General features: G+C 67.4%; 5 protein-coding genes. 4 read left to right on the top strand and 1 reads right to left on the bottom strand.

Going from position 1 to position 21,035, the window contains the following annotated elements; all coding sequences use genetic code 11:
* Nucleotides 1-109: 109 nt before the first annotated feature.
* Both ACSFBC_RS12865 and ACSFBC_RS12860 read left to right on the top strand, forming a co-directional pair.
* Nucleotides 110-14,245: a filamentous haemagglutinin family protein gene (locus ACSFBC_RS12865; protein ID WP_435510727.1), complete on the top strand. Its 14,136-nt coding sequence runs from the start codon at nucleotides 110-112 to the stop codon at nucleotides 14,243-14,245.
* 124 nt (nucleotides 14,246-14,369) lie between these two features.
* The gene (locus tag ACSFBC_RS12860; protein ID WP_435510726.1) at nucleotides 14,370-15,089 is read left to right on the top strand and encodes an RNA polymerase sigma factor; all 720 of its coding nucleotides are present in this window, start codon (nucleotides 14,370-14,372) and stop codon (nucleotides 15,087-15,089) included.
* A gap of 258 nt (nucleotides 15,090-15,347) precedes the next feature.
* On the opposite strand, the gene ACSFBC_RS12855 is transcribed toward ACSFBC_RS12860, so the two are convergent.
* Nucleotides 15,348-17,507, bottom strand: a complete 2,160-nt coding sequence (locus ACSFBC_RS12855) for a sensor histidine kinase (protein ID WP_435510725.1) — start codon at nucleotides 17,505-17,507, stop codon at nucleotides 15,348-15,350.
* Here ACSFBC_RS12855 and ACSFBC_RS12850 point away from each other — a divergent pair.
* Together ACSFBC_RS12850 and ACSFBC_RS12845 are read left to right on the top strand one after the other, a co-directional pair.
* Nucleotides 17,506-17,766, top strand: a complete 261-nt coding sequence (locus tag ACSFBC_RS12850) for a response regulator (RefSeq protein WP_435510724.1) — start codon at nucleotides 17,506-17,508, stop codon at nucleotides 17,764-17,766. The two genes, ACSFBC_RS12855 and ACSFBC_RS12850, sit on opposite strands and share 2 nt — an antisense overlap.
* A 361-nt stretch (nucleotides 17,767-18,127) precedes the next feature.
* Entirely contained in the window at nucleotides 18,128-21,025 is a 2,898-nt protein-coding gene (locus ACSFBC_RS12845; protein WP_435510723.1) for an ESPR-type extended signal peptide-containing protein, read from the top strand.
* The last annotated feature ends 10 nt before the right edge of the window (nucleotides 21,026-21,035 follow it).

The following is a 21,035-nucleotide window of genomic DNA, read 5'->3' as shown; positions in this document are numbered from 1 at the left end:
GGCGATTGCAGCGCAGCAGTCGGCGCAAGCCGCTGCAAGAGCGGCTGCACTCGCCGCCGGATCTGCGATTCCCGACGGTCTTTCCGAGGGAGGTCTCAAGGTCGATTCGTTGACGGCGAGCTGGCTCAATGCGAATCCTGCGACGCAGGTGGTTGCCAACGGCAGAACCACCGTCAACATCCAGCAGACTGCCGACAAGGCGATTCTCAACTGGGAAACTTTCAACGTCGGCAAGAACACGACGGTGAGTTTTCAGCAGCTGAAGAACTGGTCTGTGCTCAATCGTGTCACCGATCCGCTGGCGAGGCCCAGCCAGATCGCCGGGCAAATCCAAGCGCCAGGCAGCGTCTATATCCTCAATCGCAACGGCATCCTGTTCCACGGTAGCAGCCAGGTCAACGTCGGCAGCCTGGTGGCGAGCGCGGTCAACATCACAAACGACAAGTTCAAGACCAACTTTCTCTCGACAGCGTGGGACGCCACCGGACCCACGTTCGCGGCCGAGCTGGGGCTTGGAGCCGCCGGGTTGGTGGCAGTCGAGGCCGGCGCAAGACTGCAGTCGGCGTCAGGCGGCCGGCTTGCGCTGTTCGGCGGCGATGTTCGCAACGAAGGCACGCTGAGCGCACCCGACGGCCAGGTGCTGCTGGCCGCCGGCCAGCAGATCTACCTGCGTGCCAGCGACGACAACGGCATGCGCGGCTTGCACGTCCGACTGGGTGAAGGTGGGCTGGCCTATACGGCCGGCCTGATCGACACGCCGCGCGGCAACGTGACGTTGACCGGCGCCGAAGTCGTGGTGGACGCTCTGGCTGGCCAAGCCGACAAGCCCGCATCCGCCGTGCTCGCCGCCTCCACCAGCCTCATTGCCAACGGCTCCATCACGCTGGCCGCCGCGGACCGCGCGCAGGCTGCCACGGTCAGCAGCGAGGACGGCACTTTCAAGAGCTGGGAAGCGAGTTCGCTCGGCAGCGTCACAGTCGCCCCTGGCGCGGTGCTGCAGATCCTGCCCGAGTTGTCCGACACGACGCGGGCGGCCTCGGACAAGCTCGATGACCCGTCGGCCATCAGCCTTCGCGGCAGCCGGGTCGGCATCGGCGCGCGAGCCTTGCTGCAGGCCTCCGGCGGGCGCATCAGCATCGATTCCGAAGCGGTCCCCGGCCGCAGCACCCAGGGCGTGGCCGACCAGAGCCTGGTGCGCATCGACAGCGGCGCGGTGCTCGACGTCTCGGGAACGCTGGGTGTGCGCAAGTCCGTGCTGGACAACTTCGTGACCGTCGAACTGCGCGGCGCCGAGTTGGCAGACAGTCCGCAGTACCACGGCGCCTTCTACGGCAAGAAACTCTGGGTCGACATCCGGGACAGCGGGCGCTTCGAAGATCCGCTGCTGCAAGGCGTCGAATGGATCACTGGCAAGCCCGGGCAGTGGCAGGGTACTTCGCTGTTCAACGCCAGTGGGTACATCGGGGCCATCCAGCGCGGTATCGGCGAACTCACCAGCCGGGGCGGCAGCATCGACATTCGCGGAAGCGGCAGCCTGGTGCTGCGCGAAGGCTCGGTGCTGGACGTGAGCGGTGGAAGCCTGAATTTCAGCGGTGCCGACGTGCCTGTTTCCTACGTGATCGATGAGGGGGGCCGCTACGTGCCGGTAGGCAGGGCAGCGTTCGGAAACCTCTATCGCGGACTGGGCGGGCAGTTCACCAGCAGCCATCCTCGCTGGGGCGTCAGCGAGACCTTCGCCAGCATGGTGTTGGGGCGCACCTGGCGCCGGGAGGCGGGCTATACCGAAGGCCAGGCTGCCGGAACCATCACGCTCATAGCGCCGCGCATGGCCGTCGAAGGCGACCTGCTCGCCATCAACCAAGGCACCACCCGCCGGGTCGAGCAGTCGCCCGTGGGCGGCAAGCTGGTCATTGGTGACGCGGCGGCACCTGAGCGTACCAAGGTGACGATGCGCGACTACGGCGTCAACGAAGTGGCTGTGAGCGGCGCCAAGTCCGCCCTCTCTGACGACGCCTATCTGCCAGATGGCCTGCTGCCCGAAAACCATGTGACCGTTCTCTCGGCCGATTCGCTGCAGGCTGGCGGCGTCGGCAAGCTCGAGATCTACGCGAACGACACCATTTCCGTGCGTGAAGATGCCCGTGTGCAACTGGGCGATGGCGGTTCTGCACTGCTACGCGCGGCCGATATCCACGTGGATGGGGCGATTCGCGCCCCGGGCGGCCGCATCGTGCTCGAGTCCATGCACGACACTTACATTGCCGGTACCGAGCGCGGCGTGCACCTGGGCGGTACGGCGGTGCTGGACGTGGCCGGCCGCTGGACCAATTGGCTGGCCGACGGGACGCCTCCCGCGCCGGTGCATGGCGGCAGCATCCGCGTGGGCGGTGCCGGCCGTTCGGCAGATTCGCTGGCGGCTGTTGACGGTGAAATCCGTTTCCATGGCAACAAGGCGACCATCGTCATCGACGATGGTGCCTTGCTCGATGTCTCGGGCGGTGCGCGCGTGGGCCTCAACGGCAAGATCTCCGCCCTGGGTGATGCGGGCAGTATCGAAGTCGCCGGGCTCGACCTGCAGATCGGGAAGGGCGCACAACTGCGCGGTTACGCCCTGGCCACCTCTGGCAAAGCAGGACGGGCCGGCCGGTTGAGCATCAGCGGTGGTCGCGACAACATCGCCATCGGGGCTGCATTGGGCGAACTCGAAGCGCTCGTGGACGGTGTGCTCGAAGCCGGCACTCCCGCTCCCAAGGAAATCCGGCTGATCGCTCCCTTGGTCGTACCGGCAGGCGAGCCGCTGCCGATCGACGGCGGCGTGGTTGCCAAACACGTGCCGCCGGACACGCCGGTTGCCAAGGCCAGCAGCTTCAATTTCTACAACGCAGCGAGTCCTGTCACGCTGCAGGCCGACTGGAAGTTGCCCGACGGCATGTATGCCTACAACACGAGCGGTGGCTACCTCGGAGGCGGCACGTCCATTCCGGCCGGCACCGTCATCCGCCAGATCGGAGGCACTCTGCAAGCCGGCGACAAGTTACCCCGCGCGGTATTCCCTGACGGCATCACCAACAACAACGACATTGCCTTGCTGGTGCCCGCCGGTGCCGTGCTGGCCACTGATTTCACCATTCCCGTCGGCACCGTGTTCGCCGCCGGTACCGTGCTGCGGCAAAACGTCGAAGTCAAACCTGCGCAGATGTTCTCGCCCGAGTTCTTCCAGCAGGGCGGCTTCGGGTCCTATGCCCTCACCGTCGGCGGCGACATCAATGTCGTGCCCGGTACCCAGATCGCGCTGCGACCTCAGCACCGACAACTGCCGGGCGTCGTGGCCGGCATCCGCACCGACACGGCGCTCGCCGATCTTGGTCCTGTGACGGTGCTCGACCCGGCCTTGCGCGGTACGGCCAGCCTGCGGTTGCAAAGCAGCTACGCCGCCTGGAAGTACGACACCTTGGGCAATCCCACCATCGACTACACCACCGGCAGCCTGCATCTGGGTACCGGCTCGGTGATCGACGTAGGCGTTGGCGGCAGCATCGCGCTTCAGGCGGCCCGCTCGCTCTATGCGGACGGCACGCTCAACGCCCCCGGCGGCAGCATCGCGTTGCTCGGGCGCTCGGGGTTCTGGATCGGCAGCAATGCGCGCCTGCTCGTTCCCGGCGCCCTGCTGCCCAGCTACAGCGCCCGGCGGCTGACGACCGGGACCTTGCTGCCTGGCGGCACGGTCACGCTGGAAACCGGCTCGGGCGGCCTGCACGGGATCGGGGTCGGTCTCGGCGGGCCCGCCCAGATCGTGACCGAGGCGGGGTCGCTGATCGATGTCTCCGGTGCCCTGGCGACGCTGGACTTGCCCAGTGCGCTGTCGGGCAGCGGCTTCCTTCACCGCTTGGGTACCGCGCCGGGCGCCATGCGGGGCACCTCGACCGAGGTCTGGAGCGATGGCGGCTCCGTCCTCATCCGTGCTGACGAAGGCGCCTGGCTCGACGGCAGTTACGCCGCCGGCGTGCAGCATTCGAAGGCGCGCGCGGGCAGTTTCCTCCTGGACATTGGCGCGTGGCTGCCGGCGTCCGTCAACATGAACGGGAGCTGGGGCGCGGCCCTGGAGCCCTTCAACGACCGATCCATCGTCCTGCGCCAGGCCGGCAAGGCCTTGCCGGCGGGCTTCACCACGGCCAGCATCGCCCGGACCGGCTCCAGCAAACGTGCGTTGCTCGCCGCCGATGCCTTGCACGATGCCGGTTTCGCCGACATCGATCTGATCGCCAAGACCCACATCCTGTTCGACGGGGATGTGGACCTGCACGCTGGCAGCACGCTGCGCTTGGATGCCGCCGTGCTCGGTACGCTCGACCCGGCCCAGGCCAGCAGGGTCCGGGTGGCAGCCCCCTACCTCGCGCTGGGCGATACCCAGAACCGCTTCAGTACCTACAAGGCCCAGGCCTGGACCCGCTTCGTCACTCCGCAGCTGGGTGCCGGCACGCTGAGCGCGGTGGGCGGGCAACTGCTGGGCCTCAACGGCGACGCTGTGCTGCGTGGCTTCGGCAGCAGCAGCCTGGCGAGCGAGGGCGATCTCGTGCTTGGCGGCATCTGGGGCGATGACGTCGGCAAGCTCGGCGCCTACCGCGGCCGTGCGGCGAACGGCCAAACCGTCCCGAACGGCGGCTCGCTGGCCGCTGCCGGCGAGCTGGCGCTGCGCGGCGCGCAGATCTATCCCGTCACTGCCACCACCTTTGCCGTTTCAGCCGCCGCCGGCCTGGACGCGGCGGGCAACGCCGTGGCCGGCCGTCTCACGCTGCTGCCCGGCGATGCCCGTGTCGCACCGCCGCTGGAAGTCCACGGCAGTGCGATCTTCCAGGCCGACGAGATCGTCCAGGGCGGCGTGGTGCGTGCCCCGCTCGGGCAGATCACCTTCGATGCCGGCGCCAACGGCAGCGTCACGTTCGCGCCCGGCAGCGTCACGGACGTGTCGCTGCACGGCCGGCTGCTGCCCTACGGCACGCTCATCAACGGCATCTGGTATCTGGCCGGCGGCACCGAGTACCAACCTTTGGGCGCCGAGACCGGCATGCCCGCGCCCATGACGCTGGTCGACACGCCTCCGGCAAAATACGTGACGGTCCAGGGCCGCAGCGTGGACATCCAGGCCGGCGCGCAGATCGATTTGTCCGGCGGCGGTGATTTGGTCAGCGCCGAATTTCTCCCGGGAACGGGCGGGTCGCGCAACATCTTGCTGGGCAGCAACGTGTGGGCCGTGGTTCCCGGGGCGCAACCCGCAGCCGCACCGGCGGCCACCAGCGAAAGCCGCGGGCCCGGCGTGGGCAGCCGCGTCTGGCTCGATGCGGTGCCAGGTCTCGCGGCCGGCTGGTACACCCTGCGGCCTGCAGACCATGCGCTGCTGTCGGGCGCCTTCCGCGTGCAATTGTCCGAGGCGGCGAGCGACCGAAGCGGTGCCGCCGGCCAGCGCGCCGACGGTACCTGGGCCGTGAGCGGCCGCTTCGGCTCCAGCTTCGACGGGGGCGAAGAGGCTCGTGCCTCCACCTTCCTGGTCATGTCCGGCGAGACCGTGCGTCGCTACAGCGAGTTCAAGGAAGCCACCATCAGCGCGACCTTCGCCGCCAAGGCCGCCGCTGCCGGTACTGTCGTGCCTCCGTTGCCCGCCGACGCTGGCCAGCTCGCACTCACGGCCCATCAGGCCCTGCGTCTGGACGGCAGCTTCGACCTTCGCGCGGGCCCCGGCGGCCGCGGCGGCATCGCCGACATCGCATCGCAATCGATCGCTGTTGTCGCCGACGGCTCCGCTGCGGTGGCTGGCTACGCTCTGACCATTGGCGCGGGCGCTCTCAATCGGATCGGGGCCGAAAGCCTGCTGCTAGGGGGCACGCGTGGCGCGCAAGTGGACGCCGACCGGGACGGCACAGCCGACAGCACCGCGCTGACCGGCATTGCCGAGCGCATCCTGATCGCCAACGACGCCGACTCCGCCTTGGTCGGCCCCGAAATCCTGCTGCTCACCGGCTCGGGCCAAACCACTGGCACGGCTGACATCACCGTGACCGAAGGGGCGGTGATCCGGGCCGAAGGCCGCCACAGCGGCGCGGCGCAGCCTTGGGCGATCGGCGTCATGCCCGCCAACGCCACCGAAGCGCCCAAAAATCTGGGCACCGGTCAGGGCGCGCTGCTCGTGCTGAGCAACGCTGCAGGCGAACTGGGCGTACGCCGTTTCGATCTCGCCAACGCGGCCGGCACCTTCGCCGGCATGATCGACGTGGCAACCGGTGCGCAACTGCGGGCGGAAAACAGCATCCTTTTCGATGCCGCTGCCGGCTCGCGCATCGCCGCGGGAGCCGATCTGGCTGCCCGTTCGCTCGAACTCGCATCCAGCACCATTCACTTGGGCGCCGCACCGGCCGGGTCGGCCGGGTTCGTCGCCAACGACCAGACGCTGGCCGCTCTCGCGCGTGCCGAGCGCCTCGTCCTGCGCAGCTACGGCACCGTCGACGTGCACCAGAACGCAGCGTTCACTGCGCCGGCGGCCACGCTGGTGCTCGATGCCGCCGCACTGCGCCAACAGGGCACTGGCGATGCACGCATCGAAGCCGGCACGCTGGTGTTGCGCAATACCAGCGCTACCCTGGCCACCGGCGCAGAACCTACCGATGCCGAGGGTACCTTGGTGCTGAACGCAGGGCAGTTGGTTCTCGCGCGGGGCGATAGCCGCCTGCTGGGCTTCGGCCGCGCACAGCTCACCGCCGCTGAGACCCGGTTCGAGGATGCAGGCAGCCTCACCGCCGGCGGCCAGCAGCCGGCGCAGGCGACCGACGTGGTGCTCGCCACTCCCTTTGTCACTGCAGCGGCGGGTGCCGACGGTACGCTGGCCGTCACGGGCGCTTTGAGCGTCGTGCGCGGCGACCGCGTGGCGTTGGCAGACCGCGAGGCCCGCGTCGGCACCGGGGGACTGGTCGCCCTCAGCGGCCGGTCGGTGGATTTCGCCACCGAAGTGCGCTTGCCTGCCGGCGGCCTCACGCTCGAGGCTGTGGGTGATCTCACCGTGGGCGCCGACGGTGACCTCAATGTGAGCGGCCGGGAACAACACTTCTTCGACCAGACCCGCGTCGTGCCGGGTGGTGACATCGCCCTTGTATCCCAGACCGGTAACGTGCGCGTGCAGTCCGGTGCGCGCCTCAATCTGCAAGACCCTCGGGGCGGCGGCAAGCTCAGCGTCACCGTGCCCGCGGGCAGTTTCAGCATCGAGGGGCAGGCCACCGGCGGCAGCTTCGTGCTGGACGCCGGCAGCCTACCGGGCTTCGGCGCCATGCAACAGGTACTTAATGCGGGCGGATTCGCTACCGCCCGCCAGCTTCGGCTGCGTTCGGGCGACGCGCTGCTGGACGGCGTGACAAAGACTCGCGACTTCCGCCTTGTCGTGGACAAGGGCGGCATCTCGGTCACCGGCACCATCGACGCCTCCGGGGCCACCGGGGGCAACATCCAGCTCGAAGCCGCCAACGACGTGGTGCTGCGCCCGGGTGCAAGGCTCACGGTGGCCGGCCAGAACTTCGACGGCTCCGGCCAAGGGGGTAGCGTGCTGCTGGCAGCCGGCGCCCACCGCGTGGTCGACGGCGTCGACGTGACCCAGAAGGATGCGGTCGTGGATATCCAGACGGGCTCGCTGATCGACCTGGGCGTGGCCAACGCCGCGGCGGCAGCCAAGGTGCTTTCGCTGGATGCCGTGGGCAGCAGCGTGGCGCTGGCCGCGCCCGGCGTCCTGGGTTTCCCGCAGGGCACGCCGGGCTCGCAGATTGTCGCCACGGCGGCCTCCACCATCACCTACGCCGATGGCCGCAGCGCGGAGCTGCCGGCCGGCACGCCGGTGGAGCTGCCCTCGGGCAGCACGCTGACGCTCAGAGCCGGCGGTGAAGTCAAGGTGGCGGGAGGCAGCGGAAAAGTCGCCGTGGTGCTGCCCACCCGCGGCGCCTTCGGTACCCAGGGCGCGACCACCCTGACTTCGGTGCCGGTGACGCTGAATGCGCCGGGCAGCTCGATCCACCTGGCCGGCGGCACCCCGGTGGTACTGCCCAACGGCACGCCGGGCAACGACGTCATCAGCACGGACGTGGACAACGTCAGCGTCACCACAGTCACCGGCGGCAGCCGCGTCACCGTGACGGCGGGCAAGAGCACACTGAACCTGAGCGCCGGGGCCGCGATGACGGTCAACAGCGCCACCGGCGCCTGGTCGCTGCCGGTCGAGTCGGCCGTGCTCAACCAGATCGATTCGTATGCCTGGGACGGCAAGAGTGCCCAGGTCACGCTGACCCGCACGGGCAGCAGCGTCGCCGGGCCCCAGATCATTCTCCTGAACAAGAGCCTGCCCACAGCCACGCGGCTGTCCTTCAGCGGTGATACCCGCGCGCTTCAGGACGTCGTCGTGCCCGCGCGCGGGTCGCTTGGGGTGGAGTTCGCGGTCGAAAACTTCAGCCCCAACAACACCTACGAGTGGCGCGTCTTCTACGGCGACGGCATCGGCCCCAAGAACCAGTACAGCTTCCATTTCCCCGAGGGCACGCCGGCCGGCGTCCAACTCGTCACGGGTACCTATGGTGCCGCCTACGACATCACCTACCCCGACGGCCGCACTCGCACCACGGTCCAGGGTGAACGGCTGTCGTTGCCACCGGGCGCTTCGTTGCGGTTGAATTCGGCCAGCGGCAACGACATTGCCGTGGCACCCGGCTCCACCGGCGTGCTCAAGATGGAACTGCGCAACGAGTCCGCCGGCTCGCTCAATGGCGCGATCTTCTTCGGCCGCAACATTTCGGTCACGCAGGCCAGTGCGGGCACGAATCTCAAGCCGATGGCGGGCGGCTACGGTTACGGCACGAACCACCTCGCGACCTACTACGGCAGCCAGCCAATCGACCTGCAGCTGCGCACCGAATATGCAGCGCCGCTGGTTCTCACCAGCGCGGTCATCGGCAGCCTCTCCGCTGGCGCCGAACTGTCCCTTCCCAAGGGCGGACGGTTCGTGCCCCAGGGCAGCGGCGACATCAACCTGTCGCTCAATGGCGGCGGTCGCTTCGACATCGACGGCGTGAGCCTCCGCAGCCTGGCCGCGGGCAGTGTGCTCACCCTGGCGCGCAGCGGGCGGCTGGACTTCGTCTCCGGTTCGAGCGGCGCCATTCCGCTGCTGCTGTCGTCCCAGACCGTGGTGGCGGGCCTCTCCGGTGCCAGTCTGCTGGACCTTGGTGGCGGTCAGGCCGGCACGCTGCACCTGCGTGCGCCGCAGAAGGCCGACGGCAGCGACCTTGGAATCCGCCCCATCGGCGGGACCGTGCTGGGCGCGGCGCGCATCGTTGCCGAAGGCTGGCGAGCCTACGACCTGGCTGACAGCGGCGGCCTGATCGACGACGCAGTGAAGGCGCAGGTGCAGGCCGACGGCGCCCGCTTCGCCGACCACACGGCGGCCATCAAGGGCCGGTTGCTGGCCACCAACCCGGGGCTGGCGGATGTGCTGGCCGTCACCCCAGGCTTCGACCTGGTCAACAGCAACGCAGGCGCCCCCGCTTCCGTGCCAGGCGCGCTGAATCCTGGCGGCAAACTCGGCCTGCCCTCGGGCAGCCTGATCACCCTGATCGATGGCCTGACCGGGGGGCGGATCGTGACTTCTTCGGAAGCCAGTTCGAAGGCCAGCTACCTGGAGCTGAACGCGCCCACCGGGGGGCTGCGCCTGAACTTCAATCTCGGCAACTGGGCGGTGTCCGTGCCGGCGGGCACCGAACTGTTCCTGCCCCATGGCAGCGAAGGGCGCCTGGTGTCGGTCGATGGCACCGCTTATCTGGCCGATGGCAGCATGCGGCCCTTGACCAGTGCGTACTACGACGCCGTCGAACTGCCGCCCGGTACGCGGGTGGTGACCCATCGATCCACCAGCTTTTCGGTGCAAAGCGAGACCGCCACTGGCGCAGCGGCGCTCAGCGCGGTGGAAGTCGTGTTCCCGGCCGGCAGCTACACGTTGAACACCGGCGGCTTCGACCTGCTGGCCCTGCCCGCGGGCAGCACCCTGCGGGCCACAGGCGCCACCGCCAGCCTGATGCTCACGCCCGGCAGCGCCGCGCCGCTGGCGCTCTCCCTTTCCACGGGCGGCACCTACGCCGTCAACGGCGGCCAGTTCGAAGCACTCCCCGGCCAGGGCAGTGCGCTGATACTCAACCGGCCTGGCAGCGATGCGGTGAACGTCAGTCCCGGCGCGCGGTTGACCTGGGGCGCGACGGGCCAGGTACGCGCCAGCACCGCAGGCAAGCTGTACGACGCGGCGGGCCGTGTGCTCCGCACGTTCGCGGCGGGCGACTTGGTCCCGGTGCTGAAGGGCCAATACCTGCAGCTCGACGCGGCCGGCACCGTCACCACCCAGACCGCCGCGCTGGGCGTGCGCGTGAGCAATGGCCGCTACGGCGTCACCGGGCCCAGCTTCGATCAGCTCGTCATGACCAACGGGCCCGGTTGGTGGAATTACACCCCGGCCGCGCTCAACCTGAACGCGGCGGCCGAAGTCAAGCTGCTGGGCAGTGAGCCGCGCCACTTCTCCAGCAATATCTGGGGCGTGCAGGTGGTGGATGCCGCGGGCAACGTGGTAGAGACGACGGCCCCCTCCGAGTGGGCGCCCGAAAGCCCGCCCGAGAACGCAACGTTCGAGGTTCAACCCGGCTGGAAGGTCGTCATGCCGAGGGAGGGCCGCCTGCTGGGCAGCGGCGGCGGTGAGACCAAGTTCATCGTGTCGCTGGCCCATGTCAACAAGCCGATGGCGGATGTGCTGGGTTACGGCGCGGCCGTGGAGCACGTGGTGGAGACCACGGCCAGGTTCACGCCGCCGACCGCGGACGTGATCCTGGACAGGGAGTGGGACCTGTCGAACCTGCGCTTCGGAGCCGACAGGACGCCCGGCATCCTGTCGCTGCGCGCGGCCGGCAACGTCCGCATCCATGCCTCGCTCTCCGACGGCTTCACGGGGGGCGACACCATCGCCAGCAGCAACCGGCTGATCGACGGTCCTTCCTGGTCCTATCGATTCGTCGGAGGCGCCGATTTCGCGGGCGCTGGCGTGCTGGGCGTGCAGCCACAGTTCCAGGTGCCCGAGGGCCGGGGCGACGTGGTGCTGCGCGCGCCAGATGCTGGCGCGGGCGGCACGACCGCCGCGCATGTGCTCGTACGCACCGGTACCGGCAGCATCGATCTGGCAGCGGCCCGCGACATCCGGCTCGATTCGCTGCGCACGGTGGGCATGGTCTACAGCACGAGCAGCCTGGGCAGCCTGTTCAGCTACAGCGCGCTCTACACCGCGGGCCGGCCGGCGGACATCCAGCCGGCGGCCAGCGGTGGCTTCGACTTGCTGCCCGATGGCCGCCGCACCTACGCGGGCGACTTCGTACTGGCGCTGGGCGGCGGTGACATCACACTGGCCGCGCAGCGCGACGTGCTGGGCGCACCGCGCGACAACACCCACTTCCAGTCGGGCGTGGTGGCGCAGTATCCGGAGGAATGGCTGCGCGCGCAGGGCAACTACAACGAGGTGGGCGGCATCTACAGCCAGCAGGTGGCCTGGGGGCCGCAGTTCCACAAGTTCCGCGAGGGCGTTGCCACGCTCGGCGGCGGCAACCTGAGCGTGACGGCCGGACGCGACGTGACCACGCTCAATGCCGCGACCTCGGACGCCGGTGTCTACCAGGGCACCACGCCCGCCGATCGCGACCTGCTGGCCGTCGGCGGCGGGGATCTGCTGCTGGACGCGGGCCGCGACATCAATGCGGTGCGGGCGTACGTGGCACGCGGCAGTGGCCGCATCGACGCAGGCCGCCACCTGGGCACGGCCACGGCACGGGTCTACTCGGTGCAGACCACCGGCCATGACGGGGTCGAAACGGAATCCTCGCTCTTTGGCATCGGCGCCGCGGCGCTCGACATCGCGGTGCGCGGCAACGTGAGCATCGACGCGATCTACAACCCCTTGCTGTTGAACAATTACAAGGGCGACTACGGCACGGCCAACACCTACTTCTCGAACTACGACGAACACAGCGCGCTTCGCCTGAGCACGCTGAGCGGCGACATCGTGCTGCAGCCGAAGTCCAGGAGCTACGCAGGGGAGGGCGTGCAGATCCCGAACGGGCCGAAGATCGATTTCCTGAACGCCCTGCTGCCGGGGTCCACCGAGGTCGTCGCCTACAGCGGCGACGTGAGCCTGGGCAACTTCTTCCTGGCGCCGCGTCCGAACGGGGACCTGAACCTGCTGTCCGCGGGCTCGGTGAAGCTGACCGGCGGCCTGGTGGTGTCGGACGCCGACCCCGGGCTGTTCGCCATCCCGCGCCAGGCCGATCCCAACACGACGATCACCTCGCCCTACGTCGGCTTGGCTTCGGCCCTGGCCGAAATGATCCCGGGCTACTGGCCGGGTCTTGACCGTTCGAAGACACATGCTGCGAACCTCTATCGTGCCGGCGACGTCAATCCCGTTCGCCTGTACGCGGTGGGGGGCGACGTGCAGGGTCCGGGCTATGCGCTCGGGCAGGGCACCGTCTGGCTACCGCTGGCCGTGCCCAAGCCTGCCGAAATCCGCGCGGGACGCGACATCGTGGGCTTGAGCCTGGTCGGCCAGAACCTGCGCGAGGACCAGAGCACGGTGCTTTCCGCCGGGCGCGACATCGTGCTCAGCAGCACGCGCGATTTTCTGGGGCAGACACCGCTGGAGACTGGTGTGTGGATCGGCGGCCCGGGACGATTGGAAATGCTGGCCGGCCGAAACGTCAATCTGGGAATTGGCGCCGGCGTGCAAAGCGTGGGCAACCAGCTCAACGCCAATCTGGCGGCAGGCGCGAGCGCCGACGTGCTGCTGGCGGTGGGCATGGGCGCCCACGGCCCCGACTATGCACGCTTCGCCAGCGCCTATCTCGACCCGGGCTCCACCAGCGGCCGGCCCAGCTACGCCACGGCGCTGCGCGACTTCATGCGCGGACAGACCGGCAATGACGCCCTGGGCGAAGCGTCGGCCTGGGAGGGTTTCCAGGCACTGCCGCAAGGTCAGCGCAACGCGTTCATCCGCAAGATCTACTCCACGGAACTCAAGCGCTCCGGCCGTGCGGCGGTGGACAGCAAGGACTACAACGACGGCTACTACGCCACCGCCACCTTGTTCCCGACCGATCCTGCCCTGTTCCCTGCCGACCGGGCCCTGACGGAAGGCGAGGAGAAGAGCTTCAGCGCCCGCTGGGAGCAATACCGCGGGCTGCTGCCGCAGTACTACGGTGGCAATCTGTCGCTGCGCTACAGCCAGGTGCGCTCGCTGTATGACGGCAGCATCGAAATGCTCGTGCCTTACGGGGCGATCGATGGCGGGCTGGCGCGCGTGGGCCCGGACGTGAATACCACCGGCCAGTACAGCGTGACCAGTTATCCGACCAATCCCGTGTACCGGGACTTCCGCAAGAGCTCCTCGCAGTTGGGCGTCGTGGCACTGCGCGGCGGGGATGTGGACATCATGGCCTACGACGACGTGATCGTGAACCAGAGCCGCATCTTCGCCATCGGTGGGGGTGATCTGCTGATCTGGTCGTCCGAAGGCGATATCAATGCGGGCAAAGGCGCGAAGACGGCCGTGTTGGCACCTCCACCGCGGCTGGTGTTCGACCCGGCCAGCGGGGGCTTTTCCCTGGAACTGACTGGCGCGGCAACGGGCTCGGGCATCGCTACGCTGATCACCGAACCCGGGCAGCAGCCCGGCGACGTGTACCTGATCGCGCCGCACGGCACGGTGGATGCGGGCGATGCCGGCATCCGGGTATCGGGCAATCTGATCCTGGCGGCGCAGCAGGTGCGCGGGGCCGACAACATCGAAGTCGAGGGCTTTTCGTACGGGCTGCCGCAAAACGTCGTGAACGTTGGAGCGCTGACCAATGCAAGTGCGGCGGCGTCGCAGGCCGCCACGGCGGCGCAGGACGTGATTCAGCGCGAGCGAGTGGCGGCGCGGCAGGCCTTGCCCTCGGTCTTCACGGTCCGCGTGCTCGGCTTCGGCCACGAGCCCACGGAGCGAGGGGAACCCGCGCCTGGCCGGCCGCTGCCCGCAGGCAGTCAGTCCAAGGTGCGCTACGACCCGGCAAGCCTGGTGCAGCTCGTCGGACGGGGCCAGGCGTTCCGCGGCGAGCGCATGACAGACCTGACTGACGACGAGCGTCGCCTGCTGGCACGGGATCGTTAGTACCACCGAAGGGGCACCGACCCGATCCCGGCATCACGCCGGGATCAGGTCGGATTTCGCCTGCCAGCAGCCTTCGCGCGCTCACGCGTCAACTCAACCTCATTTGATAGAAAGAGGGCCTCACATGGGCGCAAATCTTCAGCAGCAAGTGAATGTCTCAGAGACGCACGATCGGGACCTGGGCATCGAAAACTCAGCCGCGGCCAGTACGGAAGAGAACGTCGACCAGAGCGTGGTGCTGCGCGAAGTGCTGGTCTCTCACTACGACAGCCTTTGCCGCAAGCTTGCCCGCCGCCTGGGCTGCCCGGACCTCGCGACCGAGTGCCTGCACGATGCCTGGCTTCGCCTGGGCAATGCGACCATTTGCGTGGACGTCAATTGCCCCGATGCATACGTGTATCGCGTCGCACACAACGTGGCAACAGACCGACTACGCGATGATCGCCCATGGTGCTACGCATCGGCTGCCGAGATCGCGTTGGAAGGCTTGGTCGATCACACCCCCGGGCCCGAATCGATTGCCCAGTCCCGCTCGGCGTTGAAGGCACTGGAGCACGCCTTCCAGCGTCTTCCTCGGCGGCACAAGTCCGTGTTGATGGAAATCCGGGTGGAAGAGCGCTCACGGCAGGACGTTGCCCAACATTTGGGAATCTCTCTGCGCACGGTCGATTCTGTATTGCGTCAGGCGCTCGAGTTTTGCTCCGAAAGAACGGGCCATCAGGTCCTCGCGGGGGTCACGTCGTCTCGACGAAAGCTGACTCCGCGCAACAGTCAGCCCTCCAGGGGGACAGGGGTGCGTGGAAATGATCTGACCAACGAAATGGCAACTTTCAGCAAGCAGTAGGGGCTCTCGTCAGGCCTCTTTCAGTCGCGGAGGTGCCGGCTCTCAGGGCGGGTTCAAAAAATTAGTCGCTCTTGTGCAGCGACAAAAGCGTGCTGACGTCACATCTGCGTCGTTGTTCTCGAGCCTTTGCGCGAAGTAACGCTCCCGTGTCGTCCATAGGGTTGAACAGGGGGTTCGCGGACAGGACGCCATGCAGCGCGAGCAGTCGGCACGCGCCTGAACAGGGGCTTCGACGTCAGAATTTTCTGCTTGTTCGGTCTACAGGTTCGCATGTTCCTGATCGCCCCCTGCGCCGAGCAGCCGTGGATCGCTTTTGTCAAGCGGGCGCACAGGGAGAACCAACCGGAATGTGGAACCCGCGACGCCTGTGGCAACCAGCGTGGCGTCGCCACCATGTCGACGGGCGATCTCGCGCGAGAGGTGAAGGCCTAAGCCCGAACCGGGAATGGTTGTCGCCGTTTCCGAACGAAAGTACTTCTCGAAAATGCGCTCTGCATCCTCGGGCCGGACACCGGACCCTCGGTCGACCACGTCGATCTGCACACCCTCGCCGACCCGCCGCAGGGAGACGCGCACGGTGCTCTCGGACGGGGAGTATTTCAGCGCGTTGTGCATGAGGTTCTGCAGCGCGATTTCGAGCAACGATCGGTCACCGCGGATTTCAGCGAGGGGCAGATGCGCCTCGAGTTGCAAGCGCGCAGGCTCTGGAAGGTTGAAGGTCTCGCACAATCCGCGCGCGAGATCGATCAGGTTCACCGGCTCCAGCTTCAGTGCCCGCTGTTCGATCTGAAAACGGTCGGCCGTCAGCACGTTCTCGATCAGCATCGCCAGCCGCTGCACCGAACGGCGGATTCGCCCGGTGCGCAGCTTTACCACCGGATCGGCTCCGAACTTCAAGATGTCGATCGACTGGGCCGCGGCATCGATGACGGCCAGCGGCGTGCGGAACTCGTGCGACACCATCGAGACGAACTCGTTCTGCTGCTCGACGGCCTTGCGCTGGCCGTCCAGCGAGTCGAGAAGTTGCGCTTCCAGTCGACTGCGCTGGGCAATCTCGTCGCGCAGTGCGCTGTTGGTCTGGGCCAGTTCGGCTGTACGCCGCGCCACCGTGGATTCCAATGCCTGCTCGGCCTCGATCCGGACCGACATCACACGCTCCCGCTCGACGCGCAAATTGCGTTCCGCACGACGCGTTCTGTCGGCCACGGCGATGTTCAAGAGAATCAGGTGTGTCAAGCTGCCGATCATGTAGATCCGATCGGGTCGCGCGCCAGGCACAAGATCGCCGAGCCACAGCTTCAGCAGGCCGTAGAGGCCCAGGATCGTGCCGACCGAGAATGCCGATGCCGGTAGCAGATACTGGAATTGACGCCGGACGATCAGCAGGTAGCAGACGAAGAGAGCGCCGAAGAGCGTGGATGCGGCGCTGCCAGCACTGACCCAGCGCGGAATCGCGGTGTGATAGTCGGTCAGCGCCACCAGCAGCGCGGCAATGTTGAAGACGACGACAAGGTTGAAGAAGCGCGCGGCCGGCACCCAGTGATGGCGGAAGCCGAAGATGCGCGCCATGAATGCCGTGGCGACGACATTGGAGAAGCAGTTCACGGCCAGGACGGCCTGCGCGACCCGCGCGGGATGGGCGTCCAGAATCCACTCTGCCATGTAGCCCTGCCGGGCCATCGTCATCACAGCGCTGCACAGGACATAGAGCGCATAGTGGCCATAGAGCCCGTCTTTCAGCCACACCATGAAGATCAGGTTCATGCAGATCGACAGCACGGCCGTGCCGAGCAGAAGGCCGACCACGGTGTAGTCTTTCATTTGCTGGCGCTCGAAGCCCGCGGGCTGCCAGAGGTCGAGTTCGGCGCGCAGGGGAGGCCCGTCGTTGTGCACCCGCAGAAAGTACTCGCCGGCGATCGGGGGCACGTCGATGGGAAAGACGAAGTTGTGGTCCGGTATTTCCCGCTCCGCGAACGCACGTCGGTCGCCAAGCGCGGTCTGGACGAAGCCGCCTTGCCCGTCCGGCGCATACAGAGTGACCTCGTTCAACGTGGAAGGTCGAACCCGCAACAGCCAACGTGCAGGTGCGTCGGGGGCGCGCGAAAGCGAAAAACGCAGCCACACCGGGTCGCGGCTGAAGCCTTCCTGCAGCGTCCCCTCCAGTCGCTCGAAATCGCCCCGCAGTGTGTCGGAGGCCACATCCGCGATGCGCCATCGGCCCTGCGGATCCCGAAGCATTTCAAGCGTGCCGGACAACGTGATGGGATCGCTGAGTCCGTGGGAAGGCATCAGCACGAGAGCCTCGGCCGGTGTGCCGAGGCCCATCGCGAGCAGGCACGCGCATGCGACCAGGCAGCGCCTCAGCGCGGCAAGGAAAGGAGTGATGTGGGGAAAGAGAGAGGATTTGAAAAGAGGCATGACTCGCTCTTTGCCACGGGCAACGGCAAGGCATGGGACTTTACAGTCTCTTCAAGATGCGACCGACGCGTTCAGCGCCGCCCCCGCGTTCTCCAGAGCCTTCGCATTTGACATCGCCTTGCGAGGCGAGAGCGGGCTGTCGATCGTCTCCGATCTGCAGGGGGCCGCGCGCGTCGGCATGGTGCTCGTCACGGCCCGCGACAGAAGCTCGACATCTCCCTGCCGCTGCATTCTGCGCGCGCACCTGCTGATGCGCTGACCGCTCCAGCGACAGGAAGGCGACCAAGGTCGCCGTCGATGGTCGTTCCCCGCTGACGATAGAGCCGTGACGCAATTCACGAATCTGTGCATCGATTTCACGCATTTTCTTATTTGCCTCCCGTCGCTCCAGACGGCAGAAAAGCCGCGTTCTCGCAGGGAGAAGCCATGCAAATGCATCTTGCATCCAGGCAGAAATCGTGAGGATCCGTGAGGGAGCCGCATGAACGTAACAGGACATGTCTGCACGATGCCGCTCGTCGCATGACCTTTGGTGGAAACCAGAACGCGCAAGCGTGACGGGTCGTCGGCGCACCGCCGCCTCGCGGCTTTTCATCGATCTGAGGGGATTGGACAGTCACATGAATAAAGCATATCGGTCAATCTGGAACGAAGCATTGGGCGCCTGGGTTGCGGGCTCTGAAATCAGCCGTGGCCGCCGCAAGGGAACACAGCGTGTCGCTGCGGGCGCCGCGCTCATGCTGCTGGCGCTGGGCACTGCGCAGGCCCAGGTGAAATTCGGCGACAACCCGACCCTCATCAACCCAGGTTCGATGGTCGAGGTCGAGAGCACCGATCGGGGCGTTCTGATGCCGCGCGTGGCATTGACGGACCGGACCACCTGGACCCTCAACGGCAACCAGCCGGTCGAGGGGATGCTGGTCTTCAACACGGCGGCGACCGGCGGGGCGAATGGCCTCCAGGCCGGCGTCGCCGTCTGGAAGGGCGGCCAGTGGATCAGCGTCGACGAAACGCCCTACCTGCATGTCAATTCGACGGCGGTGGGCAATTCGACCCTCTCGAACTCGGGCGCCACCGGTGCGGGTAGCACCGCGATCGGTGGGGATGCGACCGCCACCGGCTTCAACGCGATCGCGCTGGGCACTAAGGCAGCTGCGGGCATCAACGGAGCGGGCGGGGGCGGTATTGCCATCGGTGCCGAGGCGCAGGCGCTGTCTGCTGGCGCTGGAAGCACCATCGCGATCGGCGCCCGGTCCTTGGCGTCGAGCCCCACAGGGCTTGGCGATTCGATGGCGATCGGCACCGATTCACGGGCCACCGGCCAGGATTCGCTCGCCGTGGGCGGGCAGACCGTCGCCAGCGGCAGGTACTCCGTGGCGGTCGGACCCGACTCAACGCGGGCTTCCGGCGACTTGAGCTCCGCGTTCGGCGTCGGCGCCTTGGCGACCGCCTCCAAGACCACCGCACTTGGCGGCGACTCCGTGGCCACGCAGGCGGGGGACGTGGCACTGGGCTACGGATCCCAGACTGCAGCAGTCGTCAACACGACAGGCACGACGATCCGGGGCACGGCCTACACCTTTGCAGGCACGGACGCGAGCAGCACAGTGAGCGTGGGTTCGGGCGCGGCGGTCGATGGCGTGCGCACCGTCACCAACGTGGCCGCCGGACGCATCAGCGCGATCAGCACCGACGCGATCAATGGCTCGCAGCTGCATGCCACGAACTCGGCTATCGAGGACCTCTCGATCACGGTGGCAGGGAACAAGACCAAGTACTACAGCGTCAACTCCACGGGCGGCGGCAACGAGGACAACCTCGGTGCCACCGGCACCGACGCGATCGCTTCGGGCAAGGATGCATCGGCAACCGGCGCTGACAGCATCGCAATGGGCCGTGGCGCGAGCGTGACCGCAACTGCGGGCGTCAACAACGAAGGCACGGGCGGCGTCGCTATCGGCCAGGGTGCGACGGTGATGGGAGGCAACCATCTGTATCCGTCCACGGCCGTTGGTTACGACGCCAAGGCCACCGGAATTTCGGCCACTGCCTATGGTGGCCATGCAAGGGCAACGGCAACGGATGCGACCGCGATCGGTGTCGAAGCCAAGGCATTGGGCGACCAATCAACGGCGCTGGGCCATTCCGCCAGTGCCGTGGGGCAGGCCACTGCCCTGGGGCGCGGGGCCACGGCAGGCGGTGGGAGTTCGGTCGCCATCGGGTTGTACGCCGCTGCGTCGGCAAACCGCGCGATGGCTCTCGGACGTGATTCGACGGCGTCGGTCTTCTCTTCCGTGGCACTTGGTTTCGGCTCGGTCTCCGACCGTGCGGTTGCAGGAACAGAAGGCGACATTCCCGCAGGGAGTTCGATGATCCACTACAACACCACTGACCGCACCTTGTTGGGTGCGGTCTCGGTTGGGAGTTCGACGACTTACCGCCAGATTACGAACGTGGCCGACGGTACGGGACAGCAGGACGCCGTCACGGTGCGCCAACTCGCCGGCGCGCTGCAGTCCTTTGCCGTCACGCCGACCAAGTACTTCCACGCCAACTCCAGCGCCGCGGATTCCTTGGCTTTCGGCGCGGAGTCGGTGGCCGTGGGCCCCCAGACCGTGGTCAACGGCAACAGCGGCGTCGGCATCGGTAACGGTGCCGTGGTGCAGCAGAGCGCGCCAGGCGGCATTGCCATCGGCCAGGCCGCCACTTCACAAATGGCGGATTCCATTGCGCTGGGCACGCGGTCGTCGGCCGCGGCCGTCCAGGGCGTGGCTATCGGCGCAGCGAGCAGCGTCACCCAGGCCGGTGGTGTGGCGCTCGGCGCGGGCTCGGTCGCATCCACCGCCGCTGGCGTGGCCGGCTACATGCCGCCGACCGCAACCGGTTCGCAGCGCATCGCGATCGGGGCCACCACCAGCACACTGGCGGCGGTGTCGGTGGGGGATGCGGCAAGTGGCCAATTCCGCCAGATCACAGGCGTCGCTGCTGGCACGGCCGACAGCGATGCCGTGAACGTCTCGCAGCTCAAGGGCGTGCAGGGCCAGGTGGCGGTGATCGACCAGTCGACCGTCAAGTACGACACCAACGTGGACGGCAGCGTCAACTACAACAGCGTGACCATGGGCGGCAGCAATGCGACCGGACCGGTCACGGTGCACAACGTGGCACCTGGCGTAGCGGGCACCGATGCAGTCAATGTGAACCAACTGAACAGCGGCATCGCTGGCGCCAATGCTTACACCGATGCTCGCGTCAATGCGCTTGGCGGCGAGATCCGCGACGTTGCCAAGAACGCCTATGCCGGCGTGGCCGCTGCCATGGCGGTGCAGATGCCGGGCAGTTATGTGCCGGGGAAAACGGTGATGCGCGTCGGAAGTGCTGTCTTCAAGGGCGAAAGCGCGGTCGGTGTGAGCTTCCGTCGCACATCGGACAACAACGCGTGGAGCGTGACAGGCGGGGTGGGCCTTAGCCGAGCAGGGGCTGCCGCCACGGTAGGGGTGGAGTGGGTATTCAACTGATCAATCGAGC

This window comes from Variovorax frigidus (genome assembly GCF_051216515.1).
Classification (GTDB): domain Bacteria; phylum Pseudomonadota; class Gammaproteobacteria; order Burkholderiales; family Burkholderiaceae_C; genus Variovorax.
This window is presented reverse-complemented; position numbering and strand designations above follow the sequence as displayed.

Bases quoted from the DNA above. Each gene is read 5' to 3' on its own strand.
- ACSFBC_RS12860 (WP_435510726.1), top strand. From the start codon at position 14,370: ATGGGCGCAAATCTTCAGCAGCAAGTGAATGTCTCAGAGACGCACGAT.
- ACSFBC_RS12850 (WP_435510724.1), top strand. From the start codon at position 17,506: ATGACTCGCTCTTTGCCACGGGCAACGGCAAGGCATGGGACTTTACAG.
- ACSFBC_RS12855 (WP_435510725.1), bottom strand. From the start codon at position 17,507: ATGCCTCTTTTCAAATCCTCTCTCTTTCCCCACATCACTCCTTTCCTT.
- ACSFBC_RS12845 (WP_435510723.1), top strand. From the start codon at position 18,128: ATGAATAAAGCATATCGGTCAATCTGGAACGAAGCATTGGGCGCCTGG.